The following is a 22,330-nucleotide window of genomic DNA, read 5'->3' on the forward strand; positions in this document are numbered from 1 at the left end:
ATCTTGAAGTATAAGTGTACACCCGTGAACCACAAAAAAATCGCGATCATAGAATCACGATTTTTTGTGGAGGAGGTTTTTCAGGAAGCCGGCCCACCTGATACATAAAGGATCTGTCCGTTCACGTATGATGAGCGCTCATCTGCAAAGAAGGCAACTGCATTGGCGACATCTTCTGGCTGACCGCTTCGCCTGGCCGGTATTTGTCTGATGCTCATGCTGACGAATTCTTCAAACGGCATCCCGATCCGCTTGGCGGTCTGTCGCGTCATATCGCTTTCAATGAATCCAGGAGCCACGGCATTCACGGTGATTCCGTATGGACCCAGTTCAACGGCAAGCGTCTTCGTCAATCCCTGAAGACCAGCTTTGGCAGTCGAGTAATTCGCCTGCCCCCGGTTGCCCAATGCAGACGTGGATGATAGGTTGATGATCCTCCCATGCTTTTGATGAACCATGAAGGTCTGGACCTCCCTCGACATCAGGAACGCCCCTTTCAGGTGAACGTCCATGACTGTATCCCAGTCGCTGTCGGACATTTTAAAAAGGAGATTGTCCCGGATGACGCCTGCATTGTTCACAAGGATGTCGATCCGTCCGAAGCGCTCAACTGTCTCCTCCACAGCTTTCTTCACCTCCTCGGGTCGGGATATATCCGTGATCCTTGTAAACGGTTCATACCCTTGTGCCCCTTCAAGCATCAATCCTAGTGCTTCTTCATCCGTATCTAGCACTGCGATCTGATGGCCCTCATGAGCAAGCCTTTCCACAACAGCCTTCCCGATCCCTTTAGCTCCACCGGTAACGACTGCCACCCTTTTTATATTCGTCACGTTCTATTCACTCCTTACATGAATGGTTGTTCATTCAGTAGGTTGCATCGTACAACAACCTCTCCTAGTAACAATTCGGCAAACCACGGAAAATTCCTGCCCATAACCGGTTGTAGACACACATGCTAAGGAGGTGTAAGAGTCACGAAGGTCCTTTTCAATCGATAGGTGAACACAACAAGAGCCCGGATCACCGCTGGGCTTTCCGGGCTCTGTTATCACACCAATAATTGAAACAGCGTCTTATCCTGATTGACACATTGATAGGCAAATCCCTTTTGGTTCATCCTGTCCAAGAGCCCAGGATAATCCTCACGATGCTTGAGTTCGATCCCTACAAGGGCGGGTCCGCTCTCTTTATTGTTCTTCTTCGTGTACTCAAAGCGGTTGATATCATCATGTGGACCAAGAACCTCATCCAAGAACTCCCTGAGTGCTCCGGCCCTTTGGGGAAAATGGACGATGAAATAATGCTGCAGTCCTTCAAAGATCATTGAACGCTCCTTGATTTCCTGCATCCGTCCGATGTCATTATTGCCACCACTCACGACACATACCACGTTTTTCCCCTTGATCTGATCGGCATACTGATCGAGGGCTGCGAGGGAGAGGGAACCTGTAGGCTCCGCAACGATCGCATTGCGATTATAGAGTTCCAGAAGGGTGGAACATACCTTACCCTCAGGGACCACCAGCAAATCATCGAGGACTTCCCGGCAAATTGTGTAGGTGATCTCCCCTACGTTTTTAACGGCTGCACCATCCACAAATGGATCGATCTCTGAAAGGGTGACATGCTTTCCTTGGGTCAGGCACTCATTCATTCCGGCAGCGCCCGATGGTTCAGCGCCGATCACCTTCGTATCAGGCGAAACGCTCTTCAGGAACGTCCCCATTCCCGCAGCCAACCCACCTCCACCGACGGGAACGAAGAGATAGTCGATCTGTTCCTCACAGTCATTGAGGATTTCCACTGCCACAGTTCCTTGTCCGGCAATCACATCTTCATTATCGTAGGGATGAATGAACGTCCGGTTTTCTTCTTCGCTGCATAGAATGGCTTTTTCATAAGCATCATCGAATGTATCACCTGTCAAGACGACTTCCACATACTCCCCTCCGAAGAACTTTACTTGGTCCACTTTTTGCTTCGGGGTCGTAGTCGGCATGAAGATCTTCCCGCGGCTTTGCAGCAGGTGACAGGAATGGGCGACACCCTGGGCATGGTTTCCTGCGCTCGCGCAGGCGATCCCGTTTTGAAGTTCCTTTTGGGTAAGTTTTTTGATTCGGTTATAGGCACCCCTGATTTTAAACGAACGTACGACTTGAAGATCTTCCCTCTTCAAATATACGTTACACCCGTACTTATCTGATAACAGGGGATTGAACTGCAAAGGTGTGTGAAGCACTACGTCTTTGATGCGCTGATTGGCAATCATGATATCCTCCACCAATACGGTTCGGCTCTTTTCCTGTGTATGATCCATGCTTCTCTTCCTTTCTATTGCTTTTTAACACAAAAAACCCGTCCCCTGAATAGGGACGAGTCTGATCGCGTTACCACCCTAGTTCCGGTCCTCACGGGTCCGGCACTCTATGAAACATTCTTCTTAACGGTGAAGACCGACAAAGCTTACTGCATCGTTTCAGCTTTGTTTCTCGGAGAGGATCTTCAGATCATGGCATCCACCGGTTCCCAGCAACCCGGCTCTCTTTGGGACACGCTATCACCTTACTGTTCTCGTCATTGAATATGATTCTTCAATTTTATAGATAAGATTAACAGGTAATAAAATATGCGTCAATAAGTTTATTGTCAATTTTGAATATTCCATTAATGTAAACGCAATCATTTAAGTAGACCTCTTTGTCCGATCTAAAAACCCCAAAAAGGATACAACAAAACGGATTATTCTATCGTTCTCGTAAATTTTCTGAAAGCTTGATGATTGGTCGGGCCATGACCATTTCCAAATTGAAGGGTGTGTTCGATTGCAGAAGAAATGAACTCCTTTGCCAGAGATACGGCCTCATGGACAGGTTGATCTTTGGAAAGTTGTGCGGTGACCGCTGCAGAAAACGTACAGCCTGTACCATGTGTATGAGGTGTATTGGACCGTCTGGAAGTAAAACGATGGAACCGATCCCCGTCATATAATAGGTCGGTCACTTGTTCCGAAGATGAGTCTATAAGGTGCCCTCCTTTAATGATGACATGATCCGCCCCCATGGAGTGGATGGATTTAGCCGCATTCTGTCGATCAATCTCTGTAATGATTTTGATTCCTGTCAGTTTTTCTGCTTCAGGGATATTGGGGGTGACCACAAAAGATAAGGGGATCAATTCGTTGATCAAGGTCTCCACGGCTTCTTCTTGAAGCAAAGAAGCCCCCCCTTTTGCCACCATGACCGGGTCCACTACTACGCGACTCCACCCCAGCGTCTTGATGGATGAAGCGACTTGGGAAATCATTTCAGCATCTACCAGCATTCCGGTCTTCACTGCGTCAGGAGACAAATCCGTTGCAATGGCCTCCATCTGTTCGCCCACAAAACACGGTGGTACAGGATGGATCCCGTGGACGCCCAATGTGTTTTGTGCCGTAACAGCAGTGATCGCACTCATTCCGAACACCCCGAGCTCCTGGAACGTCTTTAAATCCGCTTGGATCCCTGCGCCGCCACCGCTATCTGATCCTGCTATGGTCAATACTTTCTTCATCTTGCACACACTCCTGTTCATCGATGTATTTACGGTAGATGGCCTCTGCTTGGGAAATGTCTGAAGTCCCATGAATCAATGCACGTCCATCTGAAAAAACGACCATCCGGTGCCCTTCGATGCTCACATTCACCAGGAAGCGATTCGCACTGAGGAGCTGTACCCCCTTCATCCTTTCAGTGAACGATTCAAAATGAAGATTGAGTGGGCTTGACGGTCTGATATGAACGGCATCCCTCCCGCAAAGGATGCTAGCTTTCACTCCAGTTACCCCTTTCAATGCAGGAAAGCTTGGATTGGGTCCGCATGTCGGGCAATCTTTTTTCCTTAAGCGTTGAATCAAAATCTCACTACGGCTGTTTTCCCACAGATCAAAGGACAAGAGGGTCTTTCTTAAAGCGCCGTTTGCGCCGGTAAGGATCTTCAACGCTTCTGTTGTCTGATAAGAGGTCACCATCGTGACGGCTGGAGAGATGATACCTTGCGTTTCACACGAATCTCCATTCATGGGGATCACGTCTTGTATGCAGCGAAGGCAGGGCCTTTCGTCAGGGAGAAACGTATGCGTGATCCCATAGGATCCAAGGCAGGCGCCGAAAATCCACGGAATGGCTCTCATCCGGGCGTGATCATTCACCATAAGTCTCACTTCGAAGTTATCGGTTGCATCAATCAAAAGATCCGCTTCCATCGAGGAAAGCATACCGGGAGTGACTTCGCCGACCCTCCCTTCGATTTCCACCTGTGAATTCACTTGCTTCAACCGGCGTTCGGCTGCCGCCGCCTTTGGAAGTGAATTCTCTGCATCATGCTCCGTATAGAGCTGTTGCCGCTGAAGATTGCTCCATTCCACATAATCACGGTCGATGATGGTGAGCTTCCCTACACCCGACCTTGCCAACATGTCGGCGACAGAAGATCCCAGCGCACCGGCACCGATAATGATGACGTGCTTCTCCCCCAGGGCATCCTGCCCCCGTTCCCCGATGGGAGAGAATAAAATCTGTCTGGAATACCTTTCTCTCTTCACTTCATCAGTCCCTCCGAGGGGCTGCTTGCGGTAGCGTAGATCCTTTCTGGTATACGGCCCGCTTCGTATCCCAGTCGGCCAGATAACACCGCGTGCTTCATTGCCTCTGCCATTTTCACAGGGTCACCTGCTTGAGCAACGGCCGTGTTCAATAAAACGGCGTCTGCTCCAAGCTCCATCGCTTTGGCTGCATCTGCAGGTGAGCCGATACCTGCATCGACAATGACGGGTACATGAGCCTGTTCGATGATGAAGGAAAGATTCAGCGGATTGATAATCCCCTGACCAGATCCGATCGGAGAAGCACCAGGCATGATGGCATGCACACCAAGCTCCTCTAGTCTTCTGGCAAGGACGACGTCATCCGACGTATAGGCAAGTACCGTGAACCCCTGATTCAGCAGTTCTTCAGATGCCTTCAAGGTTTCCAACGGATCCGGTAGCAGGGTCTTTTCACATCCGATCACTTCCACTTTGACCATGTCACACAAACCGGATGCCTTGGCAAGCTGCGCATGGCGGACGGCTTCCGCGGCATCCTTCGCTCCGGCAGTATTGGGCAGTAAAGTAAAACGCCCGAGATCTGATTCTTCCAAGGCATTTTCTCCAGGGGGATCAAATACGTTCAAGCGCCGGACTGAAAAAGTGAGGATCTCTGCACCGGACGCTTCCACCGCCTGTCGCTGAATCTCTTGGTCCGGATATTTCCCCGTTCCGAGGAGCAATCTTGATTGAAATTCATACATCCCTATCTTCAACATGTCATCCGCCTCCTACAAAATGGACGATCTCTACCCGATCGCCAGCGTTCAATTTAATATCCTCATGCTCATCCTTCTTCAGTATCTGTTTGTTCCACTCCACAATCACCCTACGATCACCGATCGTAAGATGGATAAGAAGGTCATCGACCGAATTCACATGATGCGGAATCATGGTCTCTATTCCATTGACAAGTATATTCATGACCCAAGCCCCTTTCAAAGTCCTTATCAATCAGTAAATCTGCCATCAGCACGCCAGTAATCGGGGCTAGAAGGATCCCATTCCGGTAGTGACCTGTCGCCAATGACAGTCCTTCCACATCCGGAACCCTACCGATGTATGGAAGCCGGGAAGATGTTTTCGGCCTGGTGCCTGCCCAGGCTTTTCTCCATACTGCGTCAGCAAGATCCGGTGCTATGGTGCATGCCTTGGCAAGTAAACTCGAAACACTTTCAGCAGATACATCCTCATTGAATGATCCCTCTTGTTCGGTGGCCCCGATCGTCAAAGTGCCATCTGCTTTCGGTACCAAATACAGGTCATCTGTCACAATCGTCCTGTTCAGACATCCTTCCTTAGGAACCAAGGAAATGCATTCCCCTTTCACCGGGACCACGTCCAGGACGATTTCTAACCGTCGCAGGATGTGCTGGCTCCATGCCCCTCCCGCTACCACCACCTCATCACCGTAAAGACGACCCCTCGAAGTGTTGACCCCGAGGATTGTTCCACCTTCCATGATCAGGGATTCTACTTCGGTGCCTTCATGGAGTACCGCCCCCTTGCTTGCAGCCGATATAGACAGGGCCTCGGACAGTCGCGGTGCGAGAACGTTCCCGTCACGGGGAATAAAGAGACCACCAATGAACGAATGGGACAAGGATGGTTCCATTTCCCTTAACTCTCTTTCTTCCAGCCATCGTAAGTGCTCCATTACTCCTTCAGGACTATTCGCTTCCCCTCGGAGGAGGTGCTGTTCCCTGTTGGTCGTAGCCGGGATGATCATTCCATTTTGTTTTAAACCGATATCGACCCCTGAACAGTCCAGAAGTTCATCAGCAAGGTCAGGGAAGAGATTCCGACTTTCTTTGGCAAGGGATGTCATGGATGGGTTTCCCCTTGTTTCAGTATGAACCCCCAGCATTCCCGCTGCTGCACCTGTGGCTTTACATGCAAGCGTATCTTTTTCCAAAAGGGTGACGCTGCATCCCTTCTTCACAAGCTCGAAGGCGATGGATAGACCAATCACACCCCCACCGACAATAATGATACGCTTCATAGTACTTCAGCTCCCTTTATAGATAATCGATATTCCTCGGCCGCTCTCAGCGGATCCCGGCTGAGAAAGACACCAGACAACACGGCGATGCCCATTGCCCCTGCACGGATCACTTCAGCCGCGTTGTTCGGCGTAATTCCACCTATTCCAACCACGGGCAATCTATCCTTTACTGTGCTGATCGCACCCACACCGATACCGGCTTTTCCAGGTTTAGAATCAGTACGGTATACATTCCCCAGGATGACGGAGTCTGCCCCTGCTTTCCTTGCCGCTTCTACTTCGACCGGGGTATGAACGGAGACTCCGATTTTAATAGTCGGGAATGCCTTTTTGATTTGGGATGGCTTGACGCTCCGGGATCCCAGCTGAATTCTTTCAACCCCCGTCAACAATGCTATGTCTACACGATCATTGACCACGAGCTTCCCCGCAGGCACCCCGGTTGAAAGCAGGGCGATAATGGTGTCATATAAACAGCGTGATGACCAATTGATTTCCCTCAGGTGAATGGCATCCACCAGGTGATGCACACGAGTACAAATATGGATGACCTCTCGCGGAACCTGCTTTCCCGAAGTGATGATGTGAAACTCCGGATGGGGTCTCACCATCAAGCTCCAGCTCCGGATCGGACGGTCGTCAGTAATTCCTGGAAGGGCCACCGCTCAAGGGTGAAAGCCATCTCCCAAAACTGCAGTTCATAGATGCTGCTCATGATGAACAGTTCCTTCATACGAGCACGCTGATCATAACTTGCGCGCTCTGCCAGTTCATCGAGCCGTTGGATCTGTTCCTCGACCAGCTCCCTGAACCATTCCCCTCCGTAGGTGGCGATCCACTCCTGGTAGATAGGCTCTTCCGGAGAGCTTCCTTTCAACTTTTCTCCCACCTCGTAGTAAAGCCAGTAACAAGGAAGCAAGGCAGCCAAGATATCAGCCAAGTCACCGACCTGAGCAGACCGATACATGTGTGAAGCGTAAGCGTACGCAGTCGGAGATGGGACGAACCGCTCTTTTTCTTCTTCTGTGATTCCGAGTTTGTTAGAAAACCCTTCATGGAGAGAAAGCTCTGCTTCGAATGTTGCCTGTGCATGTGCAGCCAACCGGGCAGAAGTTTGAAGATCGGCCGCTTTTGAAGCTCCCAGTGCCTGCATTTTTGAAAAATGGGTCAGGTAATAGGAATCTTGCAAAACATAAAATTTAAAATTCTCAAGCGGCAGGGAACCATCTCCGATCCCCTGTACGAAAGGGTGTTGAAAACTCGCTTCCCAGCAATCATCTGCAGCCAGCCGTAATTCTTCTGAAAACTTCATTTCTTTTTCCTCCTCCTGACGATCCACTGAAACGAAAAAAAGCCATTTTCCACATAGTTGGTGGAAAATGGCTTTTTGAGAATATAAAACGGATGGAAATACCCTCAAAGCGCCACTTCCCTACGCTGGTATCAACCAGATCAGGTTCAAAGGGTCTTGAAGTTTCACTTCAATCTCAGCCGCTATTAAGGGCCCCCCTAGTGGATCGTCATATGTAAGTTGAGTTCGATGCTATCTTATCATGAAGAGATGGATTGTCAAGTCCATCCAAGGAAGAAACTGCTTTTATCCTATAAAATCGTTCAAAGGTGTGGCGTTATATAATTTCTATTAGTTTTTGGATTGGCATGTGATAAGTAGGAGTCCGTACTCTTCGCTGCGGCCAACCGCTTTCCACGGGATGTGCGGTGAGCCTCCTCATTCTTGCAGGGTTTCACCCTGCCCGCTTGGCACGTTGGAGTCAGTTGGCTTCCGCTTCTAACACTCTGTAGTGAAAAGTGGAAGTTACCGTAGAAAGAAAAGAAGGACTTTATATACGTTTGATTTTCTGATCATTGTTGTAAGCAGGTCAAGTTGTCTACCCGTTCCTTCGGTTCTACCCATGGTGAAGGGTGGTTTCAGGTCGGGGATCATCATTTTTGTTCAGTGCAAAAAAACAACTCACTTGAACCAGCCTTTCTCCTTCGATTGGGTAATGGCTTCGATCCTATTTTTCACGCCTAGTTTTTCAAGGATGGTTGAGATATAATTGCGGACGGTCCCTGCCTTCAAACTGAGTTCATCGGCGATTTCCTGCGTGTTTTTCCCATCTGCGACGAGCCATAGGACCTCTTTCTCACGATCGGTCAATGGATTTTCTTCCCCATAGACATCATCCATGAGTTCTGGTGCAAACATCCTCTTACCGTCCATGACGAGACGTATGGATTGAGCCAGTTCTTCACTGGGACTATCTTTCAGAAGATATCCCTTCACCCCTGCCTTCAGGGCGCGTTGAAAATACCCTGATCGTGCAAAGGTGGTCAAGATGATGACCCTGCAGTCCGTGTCTTTCAGTCTTTCTGCTGCTTCCAGGCCGGTCATCTTGGGCATTTCGATATCCATCATGCATATATCAGGACGTAGTTCCCGAACGAGCGAGAGCGCTTCTTCCCCGTCTCCTGCCATCCCTACGACTTCCATATCATCCTCGAGGTTCAAGAGGGAACCAAGGGCCCCCAGCATCATCCTCTGATCTTCTGCAATCACGATTGAAATCAATTGTAACCCTCCCTGTTTGTATCTTTTATTACTTTAGGCACGATCATTGTCAGAGTGGTGCCATCTTCTCCTTCGATTCCAAGCTCTCCGTTCACGAAGTCGAGCCGCTCACGGATTCCAATCAATCCGCTCCCTTTTGATTTGCGGTAATCCTTAGGGATGCCTTTACCGTTATCAGAAAGAACGAATCTAAGGCTATCATGGCTTTCCACCACCCTGAGTGTACACTCTGTGGCGCCGCTATGCTTAACGATATTTGTAACGGCTTCCTTCAGGCACATACTGAGGATATTCTCAAGGAACAGCGATATATTGGGGAGCGGTTCCTCGTATTCAGGGATGAACCGGATGTCGGCAGCTGACAAGAGCTGACGGATCCGGATGAATTCATCCTCGAGCCGGATACCCCTCATCTGTGATACGAGTGTCCGGACTTCGCTCAACGCCGTCCGTGCCGTCTGCTGGACATCCATGAGCTCGCTCTTCGCCTGCTCCGGATTCTTTTCAACCAGCTTTCTGGCAAGATCACTTTTCAATCCGATCAATGATAATTTCTGACCCAGGGTGTCGTGGAGATCCCTTGCGATCCGCTGCCGTTCTTCCTGCTTCACCAATTCCGAGATCCGTTTATTGGCGTCCTCGAGTTGCTCTTCTAACTGCCCTTGTTTGTTTCGATTGAAAATATTGAAAGGAAGCAGAATCACACTGATCCAAATGATCAGGATAAAAGGAAACTGAGAGAGGAAAACCTCATGCTGGAGGACGAATTTATAATTGATCGATGCCGTTGTGAGGACCAAATGCACCACATATAGCGTCAGGAACGCCGCCCGGTTCCGTATATTCCCATTGTAATAGGCGATATAAAAGGCAAAATAGATAAAATTGAATTGCACGGTCATCGTGATGGAAATGGCGATCAGGATCCCTGTCCACAAATACACCGGCCACCTGCTCGACAGGAAGGCAAACCGCAACGATATGAAAAACATGATCGTCAGGATGATACCGGTGATGATTTCCATGGTGGAGGAAGATTGAAAAATGAAGTAAAACGGCAGAATCGACGCAATGGCCCACACATAAGGTGACGTGCCTGAACCTTTGAGCTTCCCTGTGGAAATGTTCATCATGATTCCTCTTTTCCTTTCAGACATAAAGCCCTTAATATTTCCTTTTTTGAATGGCTTTTTGTTTTTGCATCACGTCATACGATTTATGTATGATATCGCTTAACACGTCACCTTTATAAACACGGCCGATTTTTGTGTTCTCTTGATAGTATTCGACAATCTCATCCAATTTCTCCGACGTTTCCGGGTCAATCCTTACATTAAGCTGCATCTTCCCTTGATTTGACAACATTTATCTCCACCTTTCATCAGAAGTATAGCAACTGCTAGCACTTAGATATCTTTATCATAGCACATGATATCAGGAAAAATCGACCAAAAATTACAACGTTTAAAAGAAATCCCAGGAGGAAATCCTCTCCATCCACACCCCCTTCTTATCATAAAAAAAGAACACCCTTTTACCGCAGCCAGGGCCGTAAAGGGTGTTTTCACATCAGATATTTTCGTCACAATAAGCAACCAATGCCTGCTCTTCTTCTTCCTCAAGGGCAAAATCCAAGTAGGTTTCGGAACCCCGTTCGATGATAGAATACTGAGCGAGTTTGGAGGATGCTTCCTCCCTGACGTAAATGCCTTTTATATACATTCCGGATGGTGTATATAATTCATCATCTTCCGGAACTTCGATTTCAATCATGACTTCATACCGCTGTCCCGGAAGGATTCCGGTCGGGTCTTTCAACTCTTCTGCGTTCATTTGAATAATCTCCATGCATAACTTCCTTTCATACCTTTTCCTAAACCCCTATTATACACGTAATCCCTCCCTTTCACACCATTCTCTTCTCAACCCCATGTTTTCTCGGTTATAATGGTGCTTTAAGGAGTGATCTCATGGAACGAAATGAAATGGAAAAGAAAATCATTGAAAACTATCAAAAAGATGAAAATATGATGATGATGGTATTTGCCCAATGGTGCGTGAATCAGGATCTTGATCCCGTTGCCGTTTACCTCAAAGCGTATCCGGAGCAGAGAGATAATCCTGTCCTGAAACAAATGATGGAGCTGACGGTCCCGAAAGAGGAATCCTCAGATATTCCCTACAGTACCCTTCTGGGCGTCCTCCAGTTGTTCGGAAACGAAGATTTGGCCATCGCCATTCAGGACATGCAAAAGAACTGAAGGAAAATCGCCAACTAAATCCGTTATACACATCCATCGTTAACATTCTTAATCTAGAAGCCTGGATTCTCTTCCAAGCTTCTTTTTTACATAAAATCAAAATAATAGCGGATGATGTGAAAGAAAATGGGTGCTGTATAAGCCAGACTGTCCACCCGGTTCAAGTAGCTTTCCTTCAGGGAAGTGAACTTCGGCCGGTCTCCGATCAGAAGATCGCGTTTCAATACAGATACCGTAAGACTTCCGATAAAGGCACCTGTCGCAATGATGACGCCTGACAAGAGGCCGAATGTTTCATTCAGTGGCGTCAGATATGGGTAGAGGCTAAAGGATAAGCCCGTTGTAACCAGTAAAGCCACCATATATCCTTCCCATGTGATGGCAGGATTCGCTGTAGGAACCACCTTTAAGCGGCCGGCATAGATGGAAACGAGATGTTGAACGATGTCACTCACCTGCGTAAGGATGACAAGGTAAAGGACAAGATTGGCTCCGTATTCGGGACTCGCAACTTGGAAATAGGCCAGATGGCTAAGGCCGAACACCATAAGCATCAGGCCCCATTGAGTAGAACTGACCGACCTTAAGAACCCTACGGTGCCTTTCCCCAGGATCCTCGGTAGCGGCAGAAGTAAAAAAACGTACACAGGGATAAAGACGATGAACATTCCATACCAGCCAAGGTAGATCCAATAAAATTGGAGCGGGATCGATATGTATGCCCACAAGAAAATACGCCGGTCGGCCTTCCTTGTCTTCATCATGGAAAAATACTCTTTCAGAGAGAAGAAGCAAAGGAGCATTAATGAGAGCATGGATACAAGAGGGTTGAAAAGGGTGGCAACCGTAAAAACGACAAACATCCCCCACCATGTTTTGATCCGCAGGGAAACACGGGAGAAATCCTTGTCCCCTTGGAACTTCCTTACTGAAAGGAATGCCAGATGACCGGCTGAAAGCGTCAGGAAAATGATGAATAACGTCCAATAAGCGCTAGTGGTCAAAGATGTCCCCCCTATTGTTAAAATCCTTTAAAAGGATGGGTCATTGGTCATATTAACCCCTCAGGTTATTGTATAATGAAGAAGGTGGAACATCTACATTTTTTTAGGAGGTGCGCGGTTGGAAGACCACTTTATTTATATTTTATTGACGGATACGGGCACCCTGTTCACTAAATCGATTAAGAGCTATACGAAAGCCCCCTACAATCACGCGTCCATTTCATTTGATCGGGAACTCACGGACATGTACAGCTTCGGGAGGAAGCATCCATCCAATCCTTTGTCTGGTGGATTTGTAAAGGAAGATGTCCACAGTGGTACATACAGCAAATATCCGAAGACGACCTGTGTGATATACAGGCTGAAGGTGTCTCAGAGGGATACGCAAAAAATGCTCCGGGTTCTGAATGTATTCAAACGCAGCAGCAATAAGTATCTCTATAATCTTTTCGGGATCGTCGGCGTGACGATGAATGAGCCGGTGGAATTCAGCAACTCCTACTTTTGCTCCCAATTCGTCGCGGAAGTATTAAGCCGGTCGGGCGTCAAGCTCTGGGATAAGCTACCCGCCCTGGTTACCCCCGAGGATTTCAGAAGATCCCCATCGTTTGAGCTGATTTACGAAGGGACACTGTCAGATTATGAACCCGTTAAAAAGCAAAGGAACCTCCCGGAATGAACAAATCCGGGAGGTTCCTTTTGGTTATCATTCGATTGTAAAGCGAAGGAAGAAAATAAATTGATAAACCATCTCATACGCTTCCAGAAGGGTAGCTTCTTCACTGAACCCCCTCATATCATTCAATGTCAGATTGAGGTCCCACAGACCATCCTCCCCGTTGAATAAAAGTTCGTAGGAGTCCTCTCCATTCGTCAGGGTCTCAGCCAGGATCTGCTTGATTTCAGGACCAAATTTCTTTTGGAGTTTCAGTCCAAGGAGAGCGCCGTAGGTTTGGAAGACGTCATTCATCTCAAGGGAGACTCCGTCAACTCCCACACGGTCAAAGCACTCCGCTTCCAGATAGACGAAGTGTTCCGGGTTTTCCTTCAGGTACCGGACAGGTTCGTCCAGTATCGCATGACCATCAGCAATCAATTCTTCCGTTTCCTTATCGCATCGCTCCACAACCGCTTGTGAAAGGGCGGTCTTAAAATCGATGATGGTGAGTCCTTCCGGGGACTTCAAGTCATTTTGAAGGAGATACTCCATTTCTTCAGGCAGGGCTTCAATGGTCCCCTCGACTCTGTCTGCCCACTCAGTCATTTTCTTTTTCATATGTAGTTCCTCCTTATTCGGATAGTTCTTTGAATTCAGCGTATACGGGACAATGATCGCTGCCGAGCACCGCTGGTTCCATCCCGGCTGAAGCAAGTGAAGTCGCCAGGGAACGCGAAGCAATGACATAGTCGATGCGCCATCCGATATTCCGCTCTCTCACCTTGTTCATGTAAGACCACCAGGTGTACGCATCATCACGATCCGGATGAAGATATCTGAACGTGTCGATGAATCCGGCATCCAAGAGCTGCGTCATTTTCTCCCTTTCCTCATCCGTAAACCCAGAATTCCCACGGTTTGAACGGTCATTCTTCAAATCGATGGGTTGATGGGCGACATTCAAATCCCCACATAGGACGACAGGTTTATGCTCGTCCAACTTCTTTATATATCCCCTTACCTTATCTTCCCAACGAAGGCGGTCGACTATTCGGGATAAATCCCGCTTTGAATTCGGGGTGTACATGGTCACAAGATAGAAGGATTCGAATTCACATGTAATCAATCGCCCTTCTTCTTCAACCTCTCCCTCAACAAATCCGTAACTCACATGGAGTGGTTCCGTTTTTGTGAAGACGGCTGTCCCAGAGTATCCTTTTCTTTGGGCATAGTTCCAATACTGATGATATCCTGGCAGATCCAATTCGATTTGACCCGCCTGGAGCTTTGATTCCTGAATGCAGAAGATATCCGCATCACTATGTTTGAAGAAATCAAGAAAGCCCTTTTTGACACAGGCCCTGATTCCGTTCACATTCCAAGAAATTAGTTTGACCATCTCTCATTTGCACCTCTGATTTCATGTTTCCGATCGTTGATCTCTGGTCGGAATCCCTGCTATTATTCTACCATATTTCATTCAGACGAACGAAATTATACTAAGATAATATATGATATTGCCATTATTATATTTGAATAACATTAGCTCGCGTTGATTATTTTCCTACAAAAATAAGGCGCGGGGATCATGCCCGCACCTTCATTCCTCATCATTGGATTTCTGATTCTATCCGGTTGTAGAGATTTTCCGATATCCGCTCCACCTTATCGAAATCCATCAGACTGACATAGATCCCTTTCATCTTGTCATGAAAATCCTTTGCTTCACTCAGCGTCTGGATCGCTTCCTTCATTTTATCTTTGTAGCCCTTCGTCGCCTCTTCAATCTCACGACTGAATGTTTCATCGGTTCCTTCCGTGATACATCGATCATACATATCAACGATGTGATCCCCTTTCCGTGAAGGGAAATACTCGTGGGGAGCCGTACTGTCAAAAATGGCGATGCCCTGTTCCCTTAGGATGACCATATCCAGGCTATTGGGATCAAAACCGCAGTGGTAAACCTCCACACTGAACCCTTTATCCCTCCCGCTTGCTGCAATTTTTTTCAGCATCGTTGACTTACCGGATCCTGCCCTTCCCTTGATGAAAAACCTGTCCGTAAGACCATCGGTGAGGTTTTGGATGTAGTCGACTGCGCCGATCGGGGTTGCCGCACCAAGGAATCGACGCGTGATTCTCCCTTCTGTTCCCTGTTCCTCTCCTGCAAAGAAGCTGGCAATCAATTCCTCCGTCAGGGTATTGGCTTCTTCAAAATCCATATTGGAAATGTACACTTTTTCGATGTCATCATGTTCTCTCAAGGACGCTGCAAACGTATCATAGGCTTCCTGTCGTTTACCGATGAACTGATTGTGAAAAGATAACACGGCTTCCGTATGATCTGCTAGCCTCTCCATATCCAATGCCTTTGTAAGATCAATTCTTTCCACGACCGCCTGGGCTACATTGAACATTTCACTGCCATCGATTACACCAATCCCCTTCTCCGGAAGCAGGATGGCATCCAAGGCATCAGGTTGCAAAGCACTATGAATGTAATCCAAGTCATATCCCGATTTCTCAAACCGTTTACCGAGCTCCTTCAAAAGGGTCGATTTCCCTGCCCCTGGCCCACCGTCGAGTATATACACTTTTTCCAATTCTTCAAAAGCGGAATCCGATAAACTGATCAATCCTTTTGCAGTATTCCCGCATGCAAAATAATGTTTAATCGTCATGGAATCATCCTCTCTTCACTCTTCCCTTAAGCAGGGAGGCGGTTCGCCCATAGTAAACCATATGTCTTACAGCCTGCCCCCGTGAATCTGACAAAAAAAAGACGCCCTCTGACCCGGGCGCCTTCCCTATTCCCTTTTATCCATGTTCTTACCGTAAAAAATTTCATCCATCTCTTTTTTCAGCTTGCTTGTGATTTCCTTCGCCTCTCCTTCATCGAGGCGGTCTTCCGTATACCCGAACAGATAGTTGTTCAGATCGAATTCCTTCAGTTTGCACTTTGTATGGAAGATGTTCTGCGGATATACATTTACATCAATCATGTCGTATTCCTCTTTGATTGCTTCAGGTATATAATTCTGGATGGATTGAATATCATGATCTATAAATAGCTTGCGGCCATTGATATCCCGGGTGAACCCCCGTACTCGATAATCCATCGTCATGATGTCTGTATCAAAGGAATGGATGAGATAATTCAATGCCTTCAGTGGAGATATTTCACCGCAGGTGGATACATCGATATCCGCCCGAAATGTACTGATCCCTTCATGGGGGTGGTATTCCGGGTATGTGTGGACGGTAATATGGCTCTTATCCAGGTGCATGGCGGCGCTTGCCGGAAGTGGGCCTGGAGATTCATCGAAGTGTTCAGTGGGGACTTCAACGATCGGACCTTCCGATACCAAGATGGTGACACTTGCTCCCTGGGGGACATAATCCTGCTTGGACACATTCAAAACGTGAGCCCCGATGATGTCAGACACATGTGTCAATATGCCCGTTAGACGTTCCGCATTGTATTGTTCATCAATATATTCGATGTACGCCTCCCGCTCTTCTCGCGTTTTCGTATAGCATACATCGTACATATTGAAGCTTAAGGACTTTGTCAGATTATTGAATTCATGGAGCTGAATGCGCTCTTGATGAGATAAATTCATGAAACACTTCCCCCTCATTACACGTATGTGTGTATGTTACCCGAACACCCCCAAGGTAAAACAAACTGGTAATAGCTTTTTCTTTTTACTTTGAGCTTGGATTGGTTAGAATGGAAGTAGGAATGGAGTTGTATATCGTGAAAAAACTACTACTGCTTATCGTACTTATAGCAGCTGCATATATTACCAAGCCACTATGGATCGAACAGGTTGAGGCATCGAGTCTCGGCTCCATCATGGACAAATTCCAGAAATTCAAGGAACGGGATGACGTACAGGGTGCGATAGACGGCCTAGATCAAGGCATGCAATCCCTGCTTACAAAGCTGGATGATTTAAAAGAGAGCAAAGATAGAGAGCCAAAAGAGCCACAAGCAGAAAAGCCGGCACTAACCACCCCAAGCAGTGACACCTTCTCTGTTCACAATATCGAACTTGGCGCTGACAAGAAAGAAGTAGAGAAGCAAGCAGGTGATGCCCAGAGGCATTCCATGAATGAGTATGGCGTAGAATGGTTCGCCTACCATGACCACTACCAAAACTTCTTCATGGCCTCTTATGACGACAATGGCAAGGTGAACGGCCTGTACACGAATCAAGATCTCATCGCTTCAACGACAGGCATTAAAATCGGGGCCTCCAAAGAGGATGTACGTAATGAAATGGGCAAACCCCTCGAACATATCCGTAAGGGGATGACGCTTTTTCAACTTCAGACCGACGGGGAGCATGATGTTTTTGAAGTCGATGACTCCTATGTGACGATCTTTTATGATAAGCATGAGAATAATACTGTCACAGCCATCCAGGTGATCGATTCTGGGTTGGAGAACGAGAAGAAGGATTACTACACTAAAGCCTCTGCATCCATGAAAGAAGGATTTGAGTATCAACTCTTCGACCTCACGAATGCCATCCGGGTCAGGATGGGTGAATCTGTCCTGACATGGGATGACCACGTCAGGGAAACGGCAAGGAAACATAGCGATGATATGGCAGAAAATAACTACTTCAGTCACACAAACCTCGACGGGGAATCGCCTTTCGACCGAATGGCCGATGATCAGGTAGCCTTCAGGACGGCGGGAGAAAACCTTGCCTATGGGCAGCTCAGCTCGATTTTTGCCCACGAAGGCCTCATGAACTCGATGGGTCACCGTGAAAATATCCTTCAGTCCCATTATGAGTACCTCGGCGTAGGGGTTTCATTCAATGAAAAGGCCCAACCCTATTACACCGAGAACTTCTTTAGTGAATAATCCTCATCCGTTCAAGCAGAGAGCAAGGAGGTTGGGACAAAACTAAAAAGGGATTATTTCACGACGAACAATATCAGTATGGCTTCGTTATACCGCTCATGATTTCCGTGCAAGACTACGCTTTCCGCGGGTAGCCCGTGAGCCTCCTCGGCATGCCTGCGGGGTCTCACATCAGCTACTCTTCCCGCTGGAGTCTTCGTCTTGCACTCCAATCAACCGCTGGAAACGAGTACATATAAATGGTCAAAGAACAATTTAATAACCCGGATGAACTTGCCTGAAAGTAGGGAAGTTCATCCGGGTTTTACTGTGAGTAAGACACTTTTGTCCCAGCCCCTTCCTATTCTCACCCCTATGACAAACAAGAAGACCGACTCGTGATGAGTCGGTCTTAGTGGTATAGAGGAAAAACATTCCAAACGCTGCTATATCATTTACTTTTCTTCAGGTATCTCGCACCCATTTTCATCGCACGTCATCCCCTGGTCCGTATTTAGTGAAGTCAAAGGGGAACGGGATTCCTCTTCCCAAACTTTAGCCAGCGCATCACGGAAAACTTCAGGTGGTTGCGCGCCGGAAATGGCATATTTTCTGTTAATCACAAAAAATGGTACGCCTTGTACCCCGATCTCGCGTGCTTCTGCTTCATCCATTCGGACTTCCTTCGCATAGGCTTCACCTTTAAGGACTTCAGTTGCCTCATTCCTGTCCAATCCGGCAGACTCCCCAAGGTCGAGAAGGGTGTCTTCGTCACCGACATGCTTAGAATCGGTAAAGTGAGCTTTCAAGAGCAACTCCGTCAACTCAGCCGCTTTTCCTTTGGTTTGTGCGAATTTAGTGAGTCGATGAGCATCGAATGTATTGGTCGGCACACTGGTATCAAAGCGGAAATCAAGACCAACGGCAGCCGCTTGTTGGGTGAGGCTTACGGAGTTATTCCTTGCTTGTTCTTCAGTGATCCCGTATTTGGAGGCAATCAGCTGATGGATGTTCTTATCTGTATCCTTAGGGAAGTTGGGATCAAGCTCGAAGCTCTTGAATTCGACTTCCACCTCATCTGCATGATCAAACTGCTCAAGTGCCTGCTCCAGGCGGCGTTTTCCTATATAACAAAATGGACAAACATAATCAGACCATACTTCTATTTTCATCCCTTGCACCTCTTTACTGTTTAATCTAGGGGCATCGTACCATATTTTGAGTCATAATACCCATCATCAGCTCAGCCTTCTTCTTTTTCGTTTCGACCTATTGCCATGACAGCGGTCACAGATGGAAAAGCCGAATTCAGGCGGCAGCTTCTTCCCGCAGCTCCTGCACGTGCGGCTGTAGGATTGAACCTCGTCTGAAAGGGAATCATGCACGCCATCTGCTATCTCTTCCCTGACCCGCTCCCAATAGGCCGCTTCTGTCTGGCGGCCTAGACGATAGAGAAAGAGGAGGTGTAAGCCCACTGATTTATAGGATAGTTCCTGTTGTTCCAAATTTCGTGTCCTGATGACCGGTTCCGGGAGCTCCTCACCATCGATGATGGCATGCATGCATTGGAGCCACTGTGTGATCAGGCGATCCTCCTTTTTGCTGAAAGGAAGGTGAAGGAAACCGTATAGGTCGTCCAGGGAAAGCCTTGCTTCAATGTCTGATCCCTCGATCCGCTCATACAGCTCTTTTTCCTCAATCAACGAAGCCTTCTCGGTTCCTTCAGGAGACTTGAATCGATCCCAAAGCTCAAAAAAGGTCCCCAAGTGATTACTGTAGCGCTGGAACCGTTCAAAGACCGAAGAGGTGGGTGCAACGGCAAAACGATTGAGGGGGCGGTCTTCCTGATGAAGGAGTTTTTCCATCGCTTTGACGTGCCTGCTGAATGAAACCTTCCCTATCTCATAAAGCCCCTTCCGTCCTGCACGACCGGCGATCTGTTTGACTTCCTGTGAAGACAGCCGTCTTCTCCTGGTCCCATCGAATTTCTCCGTTTCAAGGAACACGATCCTCCGGATGGGGAGATTGAGACCCATTCCGATGGCATCCGTTGAGACAATCAGATTCGTCTTCCCTTCTATGAATTGCATCATTTGCTTTTTGCGGGTTTCAGGCGGCATGCTTCCATAGATCATACTCACCTTATGTCCGCCGGACTGAAGCCTTGAGGCTGTCTCCAGAACCTTTTTCCTTGAAAAACAGACGATCGCATCTCCGTTCTTCGCGCTTCGAAGCTTGAATTCCTTTGGTTCCACCTGCAGGGGGATCTCGCGTTTATAATGGTGGACCGTGACATCCTCCTCACTGAGCAAACGGAACAGCAACTCTTCCACATTGGTGCTGCCAATGATATGGACTTCCTTCGCCCTGGATTTGGTAATGGCCCGATACCATGCGTAGCCCCTGTCCTGGTCGGAAATCATCTGGGCTTCATCGATCACAACCACATCATAGAAATCCTTCTCATGGAACATTTCCACGGTACTGGCACTATGAAGGGCACCAACAGTCACTTTCTCTTCTTCACCGGTTTTCAGATTACATGGGATTCCCTCACGATTTAGTTTATCGTAAACCTCCAGGGCAAGAAGACGCAAAGGTGCAAGATACATACCGCTCCGGGCTTTTTTCATACTTTCCAGTGCGGTATGGGTTTTGCCTGTATTCGTTTCACCGAGATGCAGGATATATCGGATATTGCTCTTACCAGGGGCACTGTACTCCCGTCCAAAAATGGACTCCATCATGGCCTCCTCTTCCCGCTGTTTCCTCTCCTGTTCCTCCCTTTCTTCCCGTTCACGCTTTTCTCTCTCTTCCATATCTGCTGTCAAGCTAATCAGCTGGACTTCAGGATCCCACGGTCCTTCCGCAATCTCAAGGAGGCGCGCTACCTTTTCTTCACCTAGCCATTTAAACCAGGTGTTCATCATTGACAAGAAAAGCGGGTGATTCATCCTGCTCAGCCTTTCCATATTCAAAGGCTGACCAAAGGCTTCCAGGTAACGTTCGAGGTGATCTTCCGATAGGGCTTCAAGCAGTGAATTCACAATCAGCTGATCGGCATGATAGGAACTGAATCGCTCGTAAGGCGCCAGATATGTTTCATACTCCCAGGCATCCCGGTCCCAATGCTCACTTTTTTTATTGAGGGATCCCGTGAATTCTCCCATGAAATCCTCCAGTAAAGGATAGTGTGAAGAATGGAATGCACCCTCTTCTCTTAGCTGGTCTTCCTCTAGGATGAATTTTTTCTTATTTCCGATGTCACCTACAACTTTCTGCGCCATGAGGTAGCGAAGCTCTGCGTACCATGCAAGCTCCTTTTTCCGAACCTGGTCCTCCACCCACTGAAGGATATCCCTTCTGATTTCCTTTTGAAGCGTGGAGCGCTTTATACGGGCATGATCTTCCTTCTGTTGATCTTTGACTGCATTGAAACGGTCCTTCCACTCCTGACCTGCCTTGACTGTCTCTTTTAACCAAGCTTCTCCATCGAATGGGTCTATCTCCCTTATCTCGTTCCTGAAAAGTTGATTCACCCATTTTTTCTCCATTCCGTTCAGTTCGATTCCCCGGCTACGGAGAAAGGCCTTTTTGTGGCTGATCATGAGGTCATTGGTTACCCTATTCAACCACGTATTGATCCACACCTGATGAAAGAAAGACCTTCTGTCTGTTACATAGTCATCGAATGACGGGCAGCTTTTTCTCTCCTGCATGTAGCGTATGATGTCTTCATCTATTTTTTGTTTCGTTTCATTTATGGCTTCTTCCCTTACGTCCTGAAGCTTTTGCATGCTGTATTCCCCAATCTTATTATTCTAAGAATCTTTAGTTTATCATAGTTGGATGCAACACAAAAAGCCCGCAATCCAGCGGGCTTAGTTTTGTTCCAACCTGATTTTGATGGCAGTTGACAACGACACGATCATTTCCTCCATGATTCCTTCCAATATCCTGTCCGGGACCCACTTTCGGGAACCTTTCGGATTCATGGACAGCCATCCGTTCATGATGGTCCCGTCCCCGTCAGCTTTAGCCGTGAATTCACCACATCCCCCGAAAGATTTCTTCACATCTTCCATGGTGAAGCTGATTTTCTCCGGCGGGATCCATTCCGTCACCCTGACTTCCGCCGCGACCGTTTTTTTAATGAGGCCATAAGGGATCTTCATCTTCCATTCTACGTGATCGCGTGCAAAACGCCTGTGTCCTATATACCCTGAGACGAGGGGAGCCCATTCTTCCAACTCGGATATGAAATCCCATACGGCTTCGATGGGCGCATGAACAAGTAGGGAACAGCTACTTTTGACCAAAACGCTACCTCCTTGCAGTG

Annotated in this window: 24 protein-coding genes, 1 riboswitch and 1 other annotated feature; of the genes, 3 read left to right on the top strand and 21 right to left on the bottom strand. The window is 47.7% G+C overall.

Annotation, left to right across the window (positions count from 1 at the left end):
• Nucleotides 1–80 precede the first annotated feature (80 nt).
• The 13 genes from fabG to K6T23_RS12020 form a co-directional block, all read right to left on the bottom strand.
• Complete coding sequence (fabG, locus tag K6T23_RS11960; RefSeq protein ID WP_238281155.1) at nt 81–833, bottom strand: 3-oxoacyl-ACP reductase FabG; 753 nt, start codon at nt 831–833, stop codon at nt 81–83.
• Between the two features lie 218 nt (nt 834–1,051).
• The gene (gene ilvA, locus K6T23_RS11965; RefSeq protein WP_056536315.1) at nt 1,052–2,320 is read right to left on the bottom strand and encodes a threonine ammonia-lyase IlvA; all 1,269 of its coding nucleotides are present in this window, start codon (nt 2,318–2,320) and stop codon (nt 1,052–1,054) included.
• 48 nt (nt 2,321–2,368) lie between these two features.
• Nucleotides 2,369–2,590, bottom strand: a binding site (T-box leader).
• Nucleotides 2,591–2,742: 152 nt separating this feature from the next.
• The gene (thiD, locus tag K6T23_RS11970) at nt 2,743–3,555 is read right to left on the bottom strand and encodes a bifunctional hydroxymethylpyrimidine kinase/phosphomethylpyrimidine kinase (RefSeq protein WP_238281157.1); all 813 of its coding nucleotides are present in this window, start codon (nt 3,553–3,555) and stop codon (nt 2,743–2,745) included.
• Complete coding sequence (locus K6T23_RS11975; protein ID WP_238281158.1) at nt 3,521–4,585, bottom strand: ThiF family adenylyltransferase; 1,065 nt, start codon at nt 4,583–4,585, stop codon at nt 3,521–3,523. Before K6T23_RS11975 ends, thiD begins: the two co-directional genes overlap by 35 nt.
• Nucleotides 4,582–5,346, bottom strand: a complete 765-nt coding sequence (locus K6T23_RS11980; RefSeq protein ID WP_238281159.1) for a thiazole synthase — start codon at nt 5,344–5,346, stop codon at nt 4,582–4,584. The genes K6T23_RS11975 and K6T23_RS11980 overlap by 4 nt, the downstream gene beginning before the upstream one ends.
• A 1-nt stretch (nt 5,347) precedes the next feature.
• Entirely contained in the window at nt 5,348–5,506 is a 159-nt protein-coding gene (gene thiS / locus K6T23_RS11985; protein WP_238281160.1) for a sulfur carrier protein ThiS, read from the bottom strand.
• Nucleotides 5,490–6,629: a glycine oxidase ThiO gene (gene thiO, locus K6T23_RS11990; RefSeq protein WP_238281161.1), complete on the bottom strand. Its 1,140-nt coding sequence runs from the start codon at nt 6,627–6,629 to the stop codon at nt 5,490–5,492. The genes thiS and thiO overlap by 17 nt, the downstream gene beginning before the upstream one ends.
• Nucleotides 6,626–7,243 (bottom strand): thiamine phosphate synthase, encoded by a 618-nt coding sequence (locus K6T23_RS11995; RefSeq protein WP_337946907.1) that lies wholly within the window; start codon nt 7,241–7,243, stop codon nt 6,626–6,628. Before K6T23_RS11995 ends, thiO begins: the two co-directional genes overlap by 4 nt.
• Nucleotides 7,243–7,944, bottom strand: coding sequence for a thiaminase II (gene tenA / locus K6T23_RS12000; RefSeq protein ID WP_238281163.1), 702 nt, complete (start codon nt 7,942–7,944; stop codon nt 7,243–7,245). Before tenA ends, K6T23_RS11995 begins: the two co-directional genes overlap by 1 nt.
• 100 nt (nt 7,945–8,044) lie before the next feature.
• Nucleotides 8,045–8,153: riboswitch (TPP riboswitch) on the bottom strand.
• A 451-nt stretch (nt 8,154–8,604) separates the two neighbouring features.
• Nucleotides 8,605–9,204, bottom strand: a complete 600-nt coding sequence (locus K6T23_RS12005) for a response regulator transcription factor (RefSeq protein WP_048003728.1) — start codon at nt 9,202–9,204, stop codon at nt 8,605–8,607.
• Nucleotides 9,201–10,337, bottom strand: a complete 1,137-nt coding sequence (locus K6T23_RS12010) for a sensor histidine kinase (protein ID WP_420493469.1) — start codon at nt 10,335–10,337, stop codon at nt 9,201–9,203. Before K6T23_RS12010 ends, K6T23_RS12005 begins: the two co-directional genes overlap by 4 nt.
• 31 nt (nt 10,338–10,368) lie before the next feature.
• Nucleotides 10,369–10,569: a hypothetical protein gene (locus K6T23_RS12015; protein WP_373921185.1), complete on the bottom strand. Its 201-nt coding sequence runs from the start codon at nt 10,567–10,569 to the stop codon at nt 10,369–10,371.
• A 204-nt stretch (nt 10,570–10,773) separates the two neighbouring features.
• Nucleotides 10,774–11,052 carry a DUF6509 family protein gene (locus tag K6T23_RS12020; RefSeq protein ID WP_056536297.1) on the bottom strand — a complete coding sequence of 93 codons (279 nt, stop codon included), beginning with the start codon at nt 11,050–11,052 and terminating at the stop codon, nt 10,774–10,776.
• Nucleotides 11,053–11,174: 122 nt separating this feature from the next.
• On the opposite strand from K6T23_RS12020, the gene K6T23_RS12025 reads away from it, so the two are divergent.
• The gene (locus K6T23_RS12025) at nt 11,175–11,465 is read left to right on the top strand and encodes a hypothetical protein (RefSeq protein ID WP_056536294.1); all 291 of its coding nucleotides are present in this window, start codon (nt 11,175–11,177) and stop codon (nt 11,463–11,465) included.
• Between the two features lie 86 nt (nt 11,466–11,551).
• On the opposite strand, the gene K6T23_RS12030 is transcribed toward K6T23_RS12025, so the two are convergent.
• Nucleotides 11,552–12,469, bottom strand: coding sequence for a phosphatidate cytidylyltransferase (locus K6T23_RS12030; RefSeq protein ID WP_238281164.1), 918 nt, complete (start codon nt 12,467–12,469; stop codon nt 11,552–11,554).
• 118 nt (nt 12,470–12,587) lie between these two features.
• On the opposite strand from K6T23_RS12030, the gene K6T23_RS12035 reads away from it, so the two are divergent.
• Nucleotides 12,588–13,148 carry a hypothetical protein gene (locus K6T23_RS12035; RefSeq protein WP_238281165.1) on the top strand — a complete coding sequence of 187 codons (561 nt, stop codon included), beginning with the start codon at nt 12,588–12,590 and terminating at the stop codon, nt 13,146–13,148.
• A gap of 27 nt (nt 13,149–13,175) precedes the next feature.
• Here the strand turns inward: K6T23_RS12035 and K6T23_RS12040 are convergent, their stop codons facing one another.
• From K6T23_RS12040 to speD, 4 genes are all read right to left on the bottom strand, one after another.
• Complete coding sequence (locus K6T23_RS12040; RefSeq protein WP_235563549.1) at nt 13,176–13,745, bottom strand: branched-chain amino acid aminotransferase; 570 nt, start codon at nt 13,743–13,745, stop codon at nt 13,176–13,178.
• 13 nt (nt 13,746–13,758) lie between these two features.
• Nucleotides 13,759–14,526 (bottom strand): exodeoxyribonuclease III, encoded by a 768-nt coding sequence (locus K6T23_RS12045; RefSeq protein WP_238281166.1) that lies wholly within the window; start codon nt 14,524–14,526, stop codon nt 13,759–13,761.
• Nucleotides 14,527–14,737: 211 nt separating this feature from the next.
• Nucleotides 14,738–15,811, bottom strand: coding sequence for a PRK06851 family protein (locus K6T23_RS12050; protein ID WP_238281167.1), 1,074 nt, complete (start codon nt 15,809–15,811; stop codon nt 14,738–14,740).
• 126 nt (nt 15,812–15,937) lie between these two features.
• Entirely contained in the window at nt 15,938–16,753 is an 816-nt protein-coding gene (gene speD, locus K6T23_RS12055; protein WP_053426955.1) for an adenosylmethionine decarboxylase, read from the bottom strand.
• Between the two features lie 137 nt (nt 16,754–16,890).
• Between speD and K6T23_RS12060 the strand changes: the two genes are divergently transcribed.
• Complete coding sequence (locus K6T23_RS12060) at nt 16,891–18,012, top strand: CAP domain-containing protein (RefSeq protein ID WP_238281168.1); 1,122 nt, start codon at nt 16,891–16,893, stop codon at nt 18,010–18,012.
• A 434-nt stretch (nt 18,013–18,446) separates the two neighbouring features.
• Here the strand turns inward: K6T23_RS12060 and K6T23_RS12065 are convergent, their stop codons facing one another.
• The 3 genes from K6T23_RS12065 to K6T23_RS12075 form a co-directional block, all read right to left on the bottom strand.
• Nucleotides 18,447–19,163 carry a DsbA family oxidoreductase gene (locus K6T23_RS12065; RefSeq protein ID WP_079516157.1) on the bottom strand — a complete coding sequence of 239 codons (717 nt, stop codon included), beginning with the start codon at nt 19,161–19,163 and terminating at the stop codon, nt 18,447–18,449.
• Nucleotides 19,164–19,229: 66 nt separating this feature from the next.
• The gene (locus K6T23_RS12070) at nt 19,230–21,788 is read right to left on the bottom strand and encodes a helicase-related protein (RefSeq protein ID WP_238281170.1); all 2,559 of its coding nucleotides are present in this window, start codon (nt 21,786–21,788) and stop codon (nt 19,230–19,232) included.
• A gap of 84 nt (nt 21,789–21,872) precedes the next feature.
• On the bottom strand, nt 21,873–22,310 hold the full coding sequence (locus K6T23_RS12075) for an SRPBCC family protein (RefSeq protein ID WP_179125819.1): 438 nt from the start codon (nt 22,308–22,310) through the stop codon (nt 21,873–21,875).
• Between the last annotated feature and the right edge of the window lie 20 nt (nt 22,311–22,330).

The organism is Rossellomorea marisflavi (genome assembly GCF_022170785.1).
Classification (GTDB): domain Bacteria; phylum Bacillota; class Bacilli; order Bacillales; family Bacillaceae_B; genus Rossellomorea; species Rossellomorea marisflavi_B.

Coding starts and splice junctions, on each gene's coding strand:
- K6T23_RS12025 (WP_056536294.1), top strand. CDS start 11,175: ATGGAACGAAATGAAATGGAAAAGAAAATCATTGAAAACTATCAAAAA.
- K6T23_RS12040 (WP_235563549.1), bottom strand. CDS start 13,745: ATGAAAAAGAAAATGACTGAGTGGGCAGACAGAGTCGAGGGGACCATT.
- tenA (WP_238281163.1), bottom strand. CDS start 7,944: ATGAAGTTTTCAGAAGAATTACGGCTGGCTGCAGATGATTGCTGGGAA.
- K6T23_RS12070 (WP_238281170.1), bottom strand. CDS start 21,788: ATGCAAAAGCTTCAGGACGTAAGGGAAGAAGCCATAAATGAAACGAAA.
- K6T23_RS11980 (WP_238281159.1), bottom strand. CDS start 5,346: ATGTTGAAGATAGGGATGTATGAATTTCAATCAAGATTGCTCCTCGGA.
- thiD (WP_238281157.1), bottom strand. CDS start 3,555: ATGAAGAAAGTATTGACCATAGCAGGATCAGATAGCGGTGGCGGCGCA.
- K6T23_RS12015 (WP_373921185.1), bottom strand. CDS start 10,569: ATGTTGTCAAATCAAGGGAAGATGCAGCTTAATGTAAGGATTGACCCG.
- ilvA (WP_056536315.1), bottom strand. CDS start 2,320: ATGGATCATACACAGGAAAAGAGCCGAACCGTATTGGTGGAGGATATC.
- speD (WP_053426955.1), bottom strand. CDS start 16,753: ATGAATTTATCTCATCAAGAGCGCATTCAGCTCCATGAATTCAATAAT.
- K6T23_RS12065 (WP_079516157.1), bottom strand. CDS start 19,163: ATGAAAATAGAAGTATGGTCTGATTATGTTTGTCCATTTTGTTATATA.
- K6T23_RS12020 (WP_056536297.1), bottom strand. CDS start 11,052: ATGGAGATTATTCAAATGAACGCAGAAGAGTTGAAAGACCCGACCGGA.
- K6T23_RS12045 (WP_238281166.1), bottom strand. CDS start 14,526: ATGGTCAAACTAATTTCTTGGAATGTGAACGGAATCAGGGCCTGTGTC.
- K6T23_RS12010 (WP_420493469.1), bottom strand. CDS start 10,337: ATGATGAACATTTCCACAGGGAAGCTCAAAGGTTCAGGCACGTCACCT.
- thiO (WP_238281161.1), bottom strand. CDS start 6,629: ATGAAGCGTATCATTATTGTCGGTGGGGGTGTGATTGGTCTATCCATC.
- K6T23_RS11995 (WP_337946907.1), bottom strand. CDS start 7,243: ATGGTGAGACCCCATCCGGAGTTTCACATCATCACTTCGGGAAAGCAG.
- K6T23_RS12050 (WP_238281167.1), bottom strand. CDS start 15,811: ATGACGATTAAACATTATTTTGCATGCGGGAATACTGCAAAAGGATTG.